Source organism: Pseudooceanicola marinus (genome assembly GCF_020177265.1).
GTDB lineage: Bacteria > Pseudomonadota > Alphaproteobacteria > Rhodobacterales > Rhodobacteraceae > Pseudooceanicola > Pseudooceanicola marinus_A.
In genome coordinates this window covers 42,317-55,056 of record NZ_JAIVMC010000018.1, presented here as the reverse complement: position 1 = coordinate 55,056, position 12,740 = coordinate 42,317, and the positions used below count along the sequence as shown (strand labels likewise).

The following is a 12,740-nucleotide window of genomic DNA, read 5'->3' as shown; positions in this document are numbered from 1 at the left end:
ATCCCGGCCGGAGACTGGCAGCTGTCGGGGGCGACCTTGCGGACCACGGCCGGTGATGTGCGGATCCGGTGTTCCGATGCGGCGACGATCCACACCCTGCCCGCCGAATTCTCGACCCGGGCCAACTTTTCCAACGTGCTCTCCGAGGCCTTCATCTTCGAGATGGACGGCGACGGCACGCTCGAGGGGGGCACTTCGGTCCTGCAGATAGAAGGCGGCACCTGGAAAAACCACGACACCAGCCTCAAGACAGCGCTGTTCAGCGCCCCGCACGACTTCGCCGAGCTCCTCCTGAGGGACCTGCGGATCCTGTCCTACTCCCAGGCCGTGCACGCGGGGGACAACCCCAAGGTCGAGGGTACGCATCCCGGGTCAGACGCCCTGACCTCGATCAAGCGCAGCCGGATCAGCAATGTCGAGGTCTATGGCGATGGCCGGAACGGGGGGCAGTGCGCCGGGGCCTTCAGCCTGCTGCACTGTTATGACGTGTCGATCGAAGGCTGCACCCTGCATGTGCCCGGCCCGGGCTATATCATGCGCATCAGTGGCGGGACCCATGCCACCGTTCCCCGCATCGGCCATGGCGCCGGCATGATCCGCATACAGGGCAATCACTTCTACACCGAGATGACCGACAGCGAGTACAATCAAATCTCCAAGGCCCGCAACATCGTCATTTCCAACAATACCTTTGACGCCTCGAACGGCACGACCCCGCACAGCTTCTTCGATCTCTACAACTGCCAGGACGTGACCTTCACCGGCAACGTGGGGCAGGGGGGCGGCCTGCTGTTCTGCGGCCATGCGCATCTGGGCAGTACGCAGTATGCCGATACGCTGATCGGGGCCGGGCCGGTCACGGCCAGTGGCAACGTGATCACAAATCCCAGCCACTTCACGGTCTTCAATTTCGGTGGTGATGGTCAGCACGGCTCCAATACCGCCATCCGGGATTGCCTGGTGTCAAACAACGTGGTGAAGATGGAAGAAGGCTATGTCCCCCCTCAAAGCTGTAACTTCGTCTATGCCTTCATCTGCAACGGGCTGCGGATCGAAGACAACCTGGTGCACGGCCTCTACGGCTTCTACAAGGAATTCTACAACGACGGGGTGATCATCGGGGCCAACACCCTGAAAGCCGGTAGCCACTACGGGTCGCTCCGGGAATATACCGATATCGGATCGGACAGGAACTTCACCGTGGCGGGGACAATCACCGCCATCGGCACCACGACCGGCAAACTGGTCAACACCAAGAGCGCCGTGCCCGGGACCGCGCAGGGCGAACGCTTCGGATATAACTATGGTGCCACGTTCCAGCATGTCTCCACCCTGACCGTGCTGAACGCCCACAGCTACCTGCTGCAGGTCACCGGCTCGCGCTATGCGGGGAACGTCAGCGGCGGGCTCTGGCGGATCACCCGGCACAACGATGCCACCTCGATCAGCATGCTGCAGAACGACGGGGGCTACACGGTCAGCATCAATGCCGAGAACCGCGTCGTCCTCGATATCCCCTATGCCATGGAGTTCCGTGGCAGCATCACCCGACTGTAAGGAGGGCCCGATGAGCGATCCCGTCACCCAAGTCCACGACACCGTGCAATCCGATCCCACCCTGGTGCTGCTGGATCTCCTGCATGACGACGCGGGCACCACCCGCTACCTCTACGGTCTGCTGCCGGCGCCGGCCACCAGCCCGCTGCCGGCCACGCCCTCCCTGGAACAGGCGCGCGAGGAGGCCCTGCGCAGCCTGGACCAAATGCTGGAGGCACATCTGCAGGATATCACCGCCGACCTCTCGCCGGCGCAGCTTCCCTTCTGGTTCAGCCGCGAAAGTGCCGCCCGGGCCTACCTGGGCGGCAGCCCCTCGACGCTGGAGCAGCAGCTGATCGAAGCCGAGGCCGCCGGCAGCAGCCTGACCGCCAGCGCATTGGCCCAGGAACTGGCCGATCGCGGCGCCGTCTATCGCGGCGCCATCGCGGCGGCGGAGAACATCCGCCGCCGCGGGCGCGAGGCGCTTCTTGCCGCCGGCGACCTGGCGGCCGTCACCCTGGCGCTGGACCAGGCCGAGACGGAGATCGCGGCAGCCTGACACCGGCCCAAAAGGAAAAGACCCGCAAAAGGAAAAGCGGCGCGGCCCTTCCGGGCGGCGCCGCCTGTCGGTCAGGCCCTTCGGAGCCCGGTCAGTGGCCGGTGCCCTTCAGCAGCACCTTCACCGTCAGCCAGACCAGCCGCAGGTCGGTCTTCAGCGACAGGCGGGCCAGGTAGGCCTCGTCGAAACGGACCCGGTCCGCGAAGGTCGAGGCGCCACGGCCCTCGACCTGCCAGGGACCGGTCAACCCCGGGCGCAGCCGGAAGTAGGCCTGTCCCCCGGCAGCCCGGTACAGGCTGTCCTGGCTGGTCATGAAGGGGCGGGGCCCGATGAAGCTCATGTCGCCGACCAGGATGTTCCAGATCTGCGGCAGCTCATCGAGGCTGGTCATCCTCAGGAACTTGCCGACCGGGGTGATCCGGGGATCATTCTCCAGCTTCTGGTTGGTTTTCCATTCCTCGGCGATCGCCGGGTCCTTCTCACAGAGCTCGCTGAGGATGCGTTCGGCATCCATCACCATCGTGCGGACCTTCCAGCACTTGAAGATGCGGCCATTCCGGCCGACCCGGTACTGGCTGTAGAACCCCGGTCCGCCGTCGCAGCGCGTCAGCGCCCAGACCACCATGATCATCGGGACGATCATCGGCAGCAGGACCAGCGCCAGGGCAATGTCGAAAAGCCGCTTGCCGAACCGGGCATAAAGGCCCGGTGCCCTGGCCGAGGGGCTGCCCTCCAAGTAGGGGACGGGAACGGAATCCGTGAAACTTGAACCACCAAAAGTTTTCACGCCATCTCTCCTTCCAGTGCCGCCCGATCCGGTTCCGATGACGACAGGGGGGGACACCCCGTGTCATGGCCGTATTCGAGAGAGGGGTCAGAAGATCCCCCGGGACTGGCACCACGATTTCAAATTTTCATTGCCTTCAATCAATAGCCTGGAAACCCCACGAACCCAAAAGCCGCAAGACGTTTCACATTCAGCCAGGTCGGCCCGGGGCCGGTAGGGCCCGGGCCTGTCTTAAAATCAGGTCGAGGGGGTCGACGGGGTCACACCGTCACCATCCGAGGCCAGCAGGGAGGCCACCGTCACGCCAAGGGTCGCCGCAAGGGCGATCACGGCGGTGCCGGTCAGCTGCCCGTAGCCCGCGATCTGGAACACGGCATTGGGATCGATCGGCGGCGTCGCAGGGGTCGTGGGCGTCACGTTTTCTTCCTGGGCCAGGGCCGGAGCCGTCAGCGCCATGGACAGGGCGACACAAGTTGCTGCGGTCTTAAGGGGTCGAGACAAGAACATGGGACAATCTCCTTAACTACGTTCAACGCTATCATGATTACTAGGTTGGGAACATGACAAGCCAAACTCATCCGTTCTCTAACAGCTCAAAGCAGCGAGTTCTTGCGAAAGATCTACCTTTAGAGGGCAAAAATGGCGCGCAACTGGTCACGTTTGCTGTCGTAGAAGCCGCAGCGCAGCATCGTGGTGGTCATAATTATTAACATAATATGTATTAATAGTTCATTTACCCTTTATCCGCGACTCACCCCGGGGTCACTCCCGTGACCCACCGGTGCCGGCAGGATCCCTCCTGCCGGCACCGTCAGATCACTGCTGTGTCACGGAGTTCAGGCGCACAATGGTCGGGGTGATCTGGTTCATCACGCGGTTCCACCGGGTCACCGGCTGTTCGGCCACGAAGATCACGTCGTTCGGACGCAGCTCGAACCGGGTCGCCAGGGGCAGGTTGGTGGCGCTCAGCACGTTCAGCTGCCAGGCCGTGACCGAGCCGAAGTCCTTCGGGTTCGACGAGGTGCGCAGGACGTAGAACTTGCGCGCATCGGCATTGGCGATCGGCACCCCGCCCGACCCGCTCTCGCTGAACAGCGCATCGGCCAGCGTCAGGCGCTGCTCGTAGGGCAAGGTCATGCGCGTCTGGTTCGAGACCGAGCCGGTGATGTAGACGTATTCCCGCTTGATCGCACCCTGGCTCTCCAGGCCATTGTACAGGCTGCGCTGTTCGTTCAGCTGGGCCCGGCGCATGTTGATCTCGGAGTTCAGGTCCGACAGGGCCGAGGTCCGCTGCGTCCGGCGCAGCTGCGCCAGCTGGATCTGCTGGGAGAAGTAGGCCTGGGCCAGGTCCAGCTCGAAGGTCTCGTCGACGAAAATGGCATCGCCGTCGACCAGACGGATCTTCTGCAGCGCGGTATCCGAGTAGAGTTCGGTCAGCGGGATCTGGTAGAGCGTCCCGTCGCGGTAGATCCGCACCGAGGCATAGTCCAGGTCACGCACGTTCACCCCGCCGCTGCGCACCAGCGCATCCTCGAGGTAGAGAGGCGACAGGGTGATCGGCAGCACGCCGGTGCTGCCGACGCTGCCCCCGATCGACACATGCTTGGAGTTGAACCCGGAGATCTCGACACTGAAGGACGGATCGAACTGGCGTTCGACCAGGGCCTGGAACAGACGGTTCTCCGCCTCGTCCAGGGTCAGCCCGGCCAATTCGACACGGCCGATGTTGGGGATCGCGATCGAGCCGTCATCCTGCACCGTGTAGCCCTGGCGGCTGTTCTGGGCCGCCAGCAGGCCGGCCAGTTCCTCGGCCGTGGAGCCGCCCCGCGGGGTGGCGAAGGTGATCTCGTCGCTGATGCCGATGCGGTAGGGGCCCGGGTTGGCGGGCGGCGGCACGCGGGTCTCCAGGGCCTGCGGCTTGTCCGTCGGGTCATAGACGGGGTCGGGCAGCGCCCCCAGGCCGACGGGGCCGCCGCTTGGCGCTGCCGTCTGGCGGAAGGCCGCGGGCAGCGGCAGCGGCGTGTAATCATCATTGTTCGCCGCCAGCACGCTTTCGGCGGTGATCGGCAGCACCCTGACCTTGGTATCGCCACTGCTGGTCCGGTTCATGGCCGGGCTGAAGTAGACAACGCCACAGCTCGACAGGCTGAGCATGGTCACCAGGGCTACGAAAACACGCATAAGAGGGGTTCTCCCATAAAGTACTGTCACCGTCGCACCTCCTGGAACAGGAAGGCGCCCGCATCGCGGGAGGCATATTGCAATGAAGTCAGGATCTCGCCGGTCCCGGGATCGACCCAGTAGAAGTTCTCGAAGGTCTCGTCGCGACCGGTGCAGTGTTCGGCCATCACCCGCACGGTGCGGGTCGACCCGTTCAGCAGCACCAGGGGCTCCAGCGCCCCGGGGGTCACCGTGCAGACATAGCTGCGAATATAGACCGAGTGATTGCCGTCGAGATAGCTGTGGAACCGCTCGGCCTGCCCGCCCCGGCGGGCGTGAACCAACGCGGAGACCTCGGAGACATCAGCGGCGATCATGTCCGGCGGGATCTTGCGGGTGGCCACCAGCATCCCGTCCTGGAAGGAGACGCTGCCCCCGTCCGCGGTCAGCCAGGTTTCCGTCCCGTCCGCGGCCCGCGAGGCCATCATCAGCAGCGACTTGGTGTTGCGATCGACACGGGCGGCCATCATCGCCCGCACCCCGGGCTCGCCGGCCCGTTCCAGCAGCCGGACGTAACGGTCATCGGTGAGGGTCCGGGACCCGGAGACCGCGTTGCCGCCTTCCAGCTGCATCGCCCCGGGCAATTCGCTGGGATTGATCCTCCCGCAGGCGACCAGGAGCGGCAGCAGGCAGGCCAGGCCCAGAACGCGCAGTGCCATCATTTCCAGAACCTTCCCCAGTCTTCCTCAAGTTCCGGCACCTGGCTGCCCCGCAGCGCCGGGTAGAGACGTTCCGGCACGTTCAGGCGCGCGCCACCGTCCCGGGTCAGCGGGCGCAGGGTCTGGCTGAAGCCGCTCTTGCTCGGCGTGCCGCTGAGCCAGGTGATCGGCACGCGGAACCAGATCCCCTTGTCGAAGGCCCCTTCGCCGAACTCCTCGGAAGAGACATCGGTGAGGGTGAAATAGGCCCCGACCTGGAAGCCGTTGTTGAACTCGCGCATCAGCGAGAAGGTGGCGCCCCAGTCCTTGGCCAGGTAGCGCCCGGCATCGACCTGGCCGATGAAGCCGTTGCCCATGTCGTAATAGGCCGAGGCATGGCCGGTCGCGACCTCGTAGTCGCGCAGCCCGAACAGCCCGTCGAAGGCGCGTTGCTGGACGTAGTTCAGCTCCATGCCCAGGGCCAGGCGGCTGTCCACGGGCTTCCACAGCAGCTCGCCCGAGACACCGGCATACATCTTTTCCAGGTAGCCCGCGGTGACCCGGCCGTAGAGATCACCGCCGGGCTGGAAACTGTAGTTGCCGTAAAGGTTGCGGATCTCGAAATCGGTTTCCCGGTCATAGAGCCCGCCATCCGAGCGCACATGCGGCAGGACCGAATCCGAGGTCCGGGTGACCTCGTCGCGGTTGCCGATCAGCGGCTGGCGCAGCAGCGTGCTGAAGCGCAGCCCGGGCGTCACCTCGTAATCCAGGTCGAACTGCAGGCCGGCATTGTAGCGCACCGGGTTGTCGGGGTCGAAATAGGACGGCTCCACGAAACCGCCGAGGCGGTAGGAAAGCCGCGGGAAGGTGTCGGGCAGCACGGCATCGCCGGCCGCGCGCAGGTTCTCGCCCGGCTCGGCGGCGCGGATATGGGCCCGGGAGAAGCTCTTCCAGCTGCCGTCGACATCGAATTCCAGGCTTTCCAGATCCGAGCGGTTCAGCGTGACCACCGCGGGGGTCAGGCCGCCTTCGTCCAGGTAGATGACGATGGTCTCGACCTCGGGCGGCAGCAGGCCGCTGAGCACCCGGGCGGTGCGCCCGATCGCCTCGGGCTGGGCGGGGTAGCGCATGTTGCGCATGTGCAGGCGCACCTGGTCGCGGCTCAGCTCGAAGGACATCAGTTCAAGCCCCAGGGCCGCCATCTGCGCCCGGGCCATGGCCCGGATGTCGGGCCCCTGCCCGCCGTCCGCGCGCGGCTGCCCGGTGCCCAGGCGACCGACATCCCCCCAGCCCAGGGCGGCCGCCGATTGCCGCGGCACCACCGGCGGCGGCGCCGCCTCGGTGCCCGAGGGTTCCACCGGGGTCAGCGGGTTCATCGTGTAGTTCAGCATCAGCCCCGCGGTGGTGCCGTGCATCCAGGCCCCGGTCAGGTCCAGCCCCGGCCGCAGCCGGTAGGTGGCGGCGAAGTTCAGAGGCGAAGAGTAGTCATATTCCGCCCGGTCGACTTCGGGCGCCTGGGTGTCGGTGGAATATTCCACCGCCATGGACAGCCGTTCGGTCGCCTGCCACTGGATCCCACCGAAGAAGGCGGCCTCGCCGCGGAAGAAGTTGTCGAGATCGAACTCCCCGGTGCCGGCAAAGCCCGCCCGGCGATCAAAGCTGTCGCTGATGACGGACAGGGGGTTGTCGAAGGAATCCCGGGTGGCCAGCCGGCCCCAGCCCAGGCCGGCACTCACCCTCAGGTTGCCCGGCAGGGTCTTGCCCGCGACCAGGAATTCCCCGGCATAGATCCCGGTGCCGCCGAAATCCTGCAGGCCGATGACCACGTCGGGCACCCAGCCCCGCTCTTCCACCAGCCGGTAGCGCAGGTCGAAACTGCGGTCATAGCGGGTCCGGTTGTCGCTGTCGTAGTCCTGGATCAACGCATAGCGGAAGGTCCCCGACAGCCGCGGCGTGATCTGGAAGGTCAGCGCATAGCGTTGCGTGGGGCCGAAGGCATTGAACGACAAGGAAAGATCGCCATCGCGCATCATGTCCGCGCTCGGCATGTCGACCAGGCCGGGGGTGCCGAAGAAGCTCAGGGTCGGGCGGTCCCAGGGGCTGAGCGGGCGTTCGGTGACCACCTCGGTCTGCGACTGCAATCCGGTCGTTCCGGTCAGAACGACCCCCGCAGCCAGCATCAGTGCCCTATTCTTCAGCCCAAGCAGCCGCATTCTCGTCTTCCCACCCTTAGGACGCGCGTCTTCTCATCGACTACTACGGCCCCCGCCCCTCTATTACCAGAGCGCGAACCTGGATCACCTCGAATCCACGTGCAGCGTCCCCGTCTTTCTGGCAGATATGGCAAATCGGAATAAACGCCTTATTTTCCAACCATGTTCTTCCGTCGCAAGCAGCGTAACGCAAAACCCACATTTTCAGCGCGCCTGGCCCCGGACTGGCCGTTTTTCGCCATAGGCGACGTCCACGGACGCGAGGACTTGCTGATTCAGGTTCTTGCCCACATGGAGCGGCACGCTCCGGGCACCCCGCATGTCTTCGTCGGCGATTACATTGATCGCGGCGATCACAGCGCCGGGGTGCTGGAACGGCTGCGCCGGCACCAGCAGACCCATTCGGCCGAGGTCATCTGTCTGCGTGGCAACCACGAGGCCATGCTGCTGAGCTTCCTCGACGACCCCGGCATGAACGGCAGCCGCTGGCTGCGCTACGGCGGTCTGCAGACCCTGGCCAGCTACCAGGTGGTGCCGCCCTCGCCCAGTTCGGCCCGGCGCGGCGACTGGAGCCGGACGCGCGACGCCCTGCGCGAGGCCATGGGCCCCGAGACAGAGGCCTGGCTGCGCGACCTGCCCCTGATCTGGCGCAACGGCAACCTGGCGGTGGTCCATGCCGGCACCGACCCGGCGCTGCCGATCGACGAGCAGCCCGAAGAAACCCTGCTCTGGGGGCATCCCGACTTCGGCGAGCTGGCCCGCCAGGACGAAACCTGGGTGATCCACGGCCATACGATCCAGGAAGACATCACCCCGGCCAATGGCTGCATCGGCATCGACACCGGCGCCTATGCCACGGGCCGGCTGACCACGGCCCTGGTCCGCCCCGGCACGGTCGACTTCTTCGAGACCTGACGGCTACCCGGCCCCGTCGCGGCGCAGGCTGACCAGCAATCCGCGATGGTTCGACCCCAGGCCCTCTCCCATCGGCTGGACCGAGACCACCCGCATGCCCCCCCGCACCAGCGCATGGTCCAGCGGCACCCCCCAGTCGCCCGCCGCCGGCGGCCAGGTGCCCGTCAGACGCCGTTCGGCCCGGAACCCGGTGCGCTGCATCAGCTCCACCAGGGCGTGGTTCCAGGGCGCCGCGTTGTAATCGCCCAGCATCACCGCGGGGCGCGGGCCCGCCTCCGCATCCCGCGTCAGCCGGCGGATGAGCCTGTTGCGTTCGGACGGGGCGATCCCCGACAGCCAGGGCTTCAGCAGATGCACCCCGTAGAGGTCGAACCCCTGCCCCCCCGTCTCGAGGCCCGTCTCGAAGACAGCATGGAAGAAGCGGGTGCCGTAGACGCCCGACAGGTCGCGAAACTCGTAGCGGTCCGGGATCTCATGCGCATAGACCTGCATGGCGCAGCCCCCCTGGGGGCAGTCCGGCGCGAAGGCGTAATGGGCCTTCAGAAGGTCCCGGGCCAGGCGCATCGGGTGGGCCTCGGCAAAGACCACCACGTCGGGATCCTGCGCGATCACCCGTTCGGCGATGGCCCGGGCATTGGCGTCGTTGGAACTTTCCACGTTGAAGAACAGCACCCTCAGGTCCGCCGGCCCGGCCACGGTCGGCGCGCTCAGCCGCAGATGCTGCCAGGCGATCCCGCCGCCCGCCAGCAGGCACAGCACCGCCATCAGCGCCCCCGTCCAGCGCGCCCCGAGGCAGACCGTCAGCCCCGACAGACCCAGCCCCGCCGCAAGGATCCAGGGCAGAACATTCTCGAGGAAACGCGGCAGGGCGGAGAAGAACCAGGGATCCGGCACCTGACCGGAAAAGGCCCCCAGCAGAACGCAGAGGGCCGCCAGAAGAAGAAACGCCCCGACAAGGCGCTCCCGAAGACGCTCACGCAAGGAGGACATGGCCACTGCACCCTTTCCCGCCGCCCGGCCATGGCGGCCGGCCCGCGGTCGCCGGTCAGCCTTCCTTCAGCGCCACGCCCGGGGCGTAGGCGATGAAGAAGGGGTTGGCGTAATCGGCCTTGCCGTAGGTCAGCGGCGTCAGGTCGTCGAAGCGCACCACCTGGCCGCCGGCGCCCAGCAGGACGGCGTGGCCGGCGGCGGTGTCCCATTCCATGGTGCGACCCAGGCGCGGGTAGAGATCCGCCTCGCCCGTGGCCACCAGGCAGAACTTCAGCGACGACCCCGCGCTGGTCATGTCCTTCACCGCGTATTTGCCGATGTAGTCGTCGGTGGCCTGGTCGCGGTGCGACTTGGAGGCCACGACCATCAGCGCGTCATTGTCGCTGTCGGCGACACGGATCGGCTTCACCTCGCCCGGCTCTGCGCCGAAGGGGCCCAGCTCCTCGACGGTGGAGCCATCGGCCAGGGTGTAGAACATCCGGTCGCGCGCCGGGGCATAGACCACGCCGCGGACAGGCGTGCCGTCCTCGACCAGGGCGATGTTGACGGTGAAATCGCCGCGCCGGTTGATGAACTCCTTGGTGCCGTCCAGCGGATCGACGATCAGGAAGGTGGGGGCCGTCTGCCCGTGGGAGGCCGATTGCTCCTCGGTCACCAGCAGCACCTCGGGGAAGGCGGCGCGCAGCCCGTCGGAGATCAGCGCATCGGCGGCCTCGTCGGCGGCGGTGACCGGGCTTTCATCCGACTTGGTCTTCACCTCGAAGTCGTCGGAATTGTAGATCTCCATGATCTTGTCGCCGGCCTCAAGCGCGAGGGTGCGCATCACGGTCACGAGCTTTTCGTAGTCCAAGGCTCTCTCCTTCGGAAATCTGTCGGGGGGGAAATGACTGGTCTGAACGGGGGTCCCGCAAAGGGAAACGCCCGCCCCGGGCAGGGGCGGGCGAAAGGGTCGCCGATCAGGGGATCAGCCGCGCGATGATCGCATCGGCCGCCTGTTCCGGCGTCATCTCGGTGGTGTCGACGCGGATCTCGGGGGCGTCGGGCGCCTCGTAGGGGCTGTCGATGCCGGTGAAGTTCTTCAGCTGGCCCGAGCGCGCCTTGGCATAGAGCCCCTTCACGTCGCGGGCCTCGGCGACCTCCAGCGGCGTGTCGACGAAGACCTCGACGAACTCGCCCGGCTGCATCATCGCCCGCACCATCTCGCGTTCGCTGCGGAAGGGCGAGATGAAGGCGGTGATGACGATGAGACCGGCATCGGTCATCAGCTTGGCCACCTCACCGACCCGGCGGATGTTCTCGATCCGGTCGGCCTCGGTGAAGCCCAGGTCCTTGTTCAGCCCGTGGCGCACGTTGTCGCCGTCCAGCAGGAAGGTGTGGCGGTTCATCCGCGCCAGCTTCTTCTCGACGATATTGCCGATGGTGGACTTGCCCGAGCCCGAGAGGCCGGTCAGCCAGATCACCGCCGGCTTCTGGTTCTTCATCGCCGCGTGATCCTCGCGGGCAATGTCGGTGGCCTGCCAGTGGATGTTCTGGGCCCGGCGCAGGGCGAAGTTGATCATGCCGGCCGCGACGGTCTGGTTGGTGAACTTGTCCACCAGGATGAAGCCGCCCAGGTCGTGGTTTTCGCCATAGGGGGCGAAGGGGATCTCGCGGTCGGTGGTGATGTTCGCCACGCCGATGGCGTTCAGGTCCAGCGTCTTCGAGGCCAGGTGTTCCTGGGTGTTGACGTTCACCTCGTACTTGGGGTGCTGCACGGTGGCGGAAACGGTCTGGGTGCCGATCTTCAGCCAGTAGGCCCGGCCCGGCACCATTTCCTGTTCATCCATCCAGATGAGGGTGCTCTCGAACTGGTCGGCCACCTCCAGGGGCGACTGCGCCGCCACGATGACCTGGCCACGGGAACAGTCGATCTCGTCTTCCAGGGTCAGGGTCACCGCCTCGCCGGCCACGGCCATGGCGCGGTCACCGTCATAGGTCACGACCCGCGCCACCTTCGAGGTCTTGCCCGAGGGCAGCACCCGCACCGGGTCCCCCGGCTGGATGACGCCCGAGGCGATCAGGCCGGAAAAGCCGCGGAAGTCGAGGTTGGGGCGGTTCACCCATTGCACCGGCATGCGGAAGGGGGCCGCCTGGGGCTCCTTCGTGCTTTCGATGTCCACCTCTTCCAGGTGCGGCAGCAGCGAGACGCCGTCGTACCAGGGCGTGTTTTCCGAGGGCGCGGTGATGTTGTCGCCCATGTAGCCCGAGATCGGGATCGGCACGAAGGCCTCGATGCCGATGGAGGCGGCGAAGGCGCGGTAATCCGACACGATCTGGTCGAAGACCTCCTGGCTGTAATCCACCAGGTCCATCTTGTTGACCGCCAGCACCACGTTCTTGATGCCCAGCAGATGCACCAGGTAGCTGTGGCGCTTGGTCTGGGTCAGCACGCCCTTGCGCGCGTCGATCAGGATCACCGCCAGGTCGGCCGTGGAGGCGCCGGTGACCATGTTGCGGGTGTATTGTTCGTGGCCGGGGGTATCGGCGACGATGAACTTGCGCTTTTCCGTGGTGAAGAAGCGATAGGCCACGTCGATGGTGATGCCCTGCTCGCGCTCGGCGGCCAGCCCGTCGACCAGCAGGGCGAAGTCGATGCCCTCGCCTTGCGTGCCCGATTTCTTGCTGTCGGCCTCCAGCGTGGCCAGCTGATCCTCGAAGATCATCTTGCTGTCGTAGAGAAGCCGGCCGATCAGCGTCGACTTGCCGTCATCCACCGAACCGCAGGTGATGAAACGCAGCATGGTCTTGTGCTGGTGCGTCTCCAGGTAGGCGTCGATGTCCTCGGCGATCAGCGCGTCGGTCTTGTAGATGGGATCTTGGTCTTGGGTCGTCATAGCGAAACA

At 65.9% G+C, this 12,740-nt stretch carries 11 protein-coding genes; 3 read left to right on the top strand and 8 right to left on the bottom strand.

The features are described 5' to 3' along the window. Both LC066_RS20820 and LC066_RS20815 read left to right on the top strand, forming a co-directional pair. Positions 1–1,557 (top strand): hypothetical protein (locus LC066_RS20820; protein WP_224903321.1); only part of this gene is annotated, 1,557 nt, incomplete at its 5' end. A 10-nt stretch (positions 1,558–1,567) separates the two neighbouring features. Continuing rightward, positions 1,568–2,095, top strand: coding sequence for a hypothetical protein (locus LC066_RS20815; RefSeq protein ID WP_224903318.1), 528 nt, complete (start codon positions 1,568–1,570; stop codon positions 2,093–2,095). A gap of 91 nt (positions 2,096–2,186) precedes the next feature. Here LC066_RS20815 and LC066_RS20810 read toward each other — a convergent pair whose 3' ends face one another. The 5 genes from LC066_RS20810 to LC066_RS20790 form a co-directional block, all read right to left on the bottom strand. Further along, a complete protein-coding gene (locus LC066_RS20810) occupies positions 2,187–2,882 on the bottom strand; it encodes a sugar transferase (protein ID WP_224903315.1) in 696 nt (231 codons plus the stop codon). 237 nt (positions 2,883–3,119) lie between these two features. Continuing rightward, positions 3,120–3,338 carry a hypothetical protein gene (locus LC066_RS20805; RefSeq protein WP_224903311.1) on the bottom strand — a complete coding sequence of 73 codons (219 nt, stop codon included), beginning with the start codon at positions 3,336–3,338 and terminating at the stop codon, positions 3,120–3,122. A gap of 360 nt (positions 3,339–3,698) precedes the next feature. Next, positions 3,699–5,063 carry a polysaccharide biosynthesis/export family protein gene (locus tag LC066_RS20800; RefSeq protein WP_224903307.1) on the bottom strand — a complete coding sequence of 455 codons (1,365 nt, stop codon included), beginning with the start codon at positions 5,061–5,063 and terminating at the stop codon, positions 3,699–3,701. Between the two features lie 26 nt (positions 5,064–5,089). Continuing rightward, positions 5,090–5,764, bottom strand: a complete 675-nt coding sequence (locus LC066_RS20795) for a YjbF family lipoprotein (RefSeq protein ID WP_224903305.1) — start codon at positions 5,762–5,764, stop codon at positions 5,090–5,092. Next, entirely contained in the window at positions 5,761–7,953 is a 2,193-nt protein-coding gene (locus LC066_RS20790) for a YjbH domain-containing protein (protein ID WP_224903302.1), read from the bottom strand. Before LC066_RS20790 ends, LC066_RS20795 begins: the two co-directional genes overlap by 4 nt. A gap of 162 nt (positions 7,954–8,115) precedes the next feature. On the opposite strand from LC066_RS20790, the gene LC066_RS20785 reads away from it, so the two are divergent. Continuing rightward, positions 8,116–8,868: a metallophosphoesterase family protein gene (locus LC066_RS20785; RefSeq protein WP_224903300.1), complete on the top strand. Its 753-nt coding sequence runs from the start codon at positions 8,116–8,118 to the stop codon at positions 8,866–8,868. Positions 8,869–8,871: 3 nt separating this feature from the next. On the opposite strand, the gene LC066_RS20780 is transcribed toward LC066_RS20785, so the two are convergent. The 3 genes from LC066_RS20780 to cysN form a co-directional block, all read right to left on the bottom strand. Continuing rightward, the gene (locus LC066_RS20780; RefSeq protein ID WP_224903297.1) at positions 8,872–9,858 is read right to left on the bottom strand and encodes an endonuclease/exonuclease/phosphatase family protein; all 987 of its coding nucleotides are present in this window, start codon (positions 9,856–9,858) and stop codon (positions 8,872–8,874) included. Between the two features lie 55 nt (positions 9,859–9,913). Next, complete coding sequence (gene cysQ, locus LC066_RS20775) at positions 9,914–10,708, bottom strand: 3'(2'),5'-bisphosphate nucleotidase CysQ (RefSeq protein WP_224903294.1); 795 nt, start codon at positions 10,706–10,708, stop codon at positions 9,914–9,916. 106 nt (positions 10,709–10,814) lie between these two features. Then, positions 10,815–12,731 carry a sulfate adenylyltransferase subunit CysN gene (gene cysN, locus LC066_RS20770; protein ID WP_224903292.1) on the bottom strand — a complete coding sequence of 639 codons (1,917 nt, stop codon included), beginning with the start codon at positions 12,729–12,731 and terminating at the stop codon, positions 10,815–10,817. Positions 12,732–12,740: the final 9 nt, after the last annotated feature.

Bases quoted from the DNA above. Each gene is read 5' to 3' on its own strand.
- LC066_RS20815 (WP_224903318.1), top strand. From the start codon at position 1,568: ATGAGCGATCCCGTCACCCAAGTCCACGACACCGTGCAATCCGATCCC.
- LC066_RS20805 (WP_224903311.1), bottom strand. From the start codon at position 3,338: ATGGCGCTGACGGCTCCGGCCCTGGCCCAGGAAGAAAACGTGACGCCC.
- LC066_RS20800 (WP_224903307.1), bottom strand. From the start codon at position 5,063: ATGCGTGTTTTCGTAGCCCTGGTGACCATGCTCAGCCTGTCGAGCTGT.
- LC066_RS20795 (WP_224903305.1), bottom strand. From the start codon at position 5,764: ATGATGGCACTGCGCGTTCTGGGCCTGGCCTGCCTGCTGCCGCTCCTG.
- LC066_RS20790 (WP_224903302.1), bottom strand. From the start codon at position 7,953: ATGCGGCTGCTTGGGCTGAAGAATAGGGCACTGATGCTGGCTGCGGGG.
- LC066_RS20785 (WP_224903300.1), top strand. From the start codon at position 8,116: ATGTTCTTCCGTCGCAAGCAGCGTAACGCAAAACCCACATTTTCAGCG.
- LC066_RS20780 (WP_224903297.1), bottom strand. From the start codon at position 9,858: ATGTCCTCCTTGCGTGAGCGTCTTCGGGAGCGCCTTGTCGGGGCGTTT.
- cysN (WP_224903292.1), bottom strand. From the start codon at position 12,731: ATGACGACCCAAGACCAAGATCCCATCTACAAGACCGACGCGCTGATC.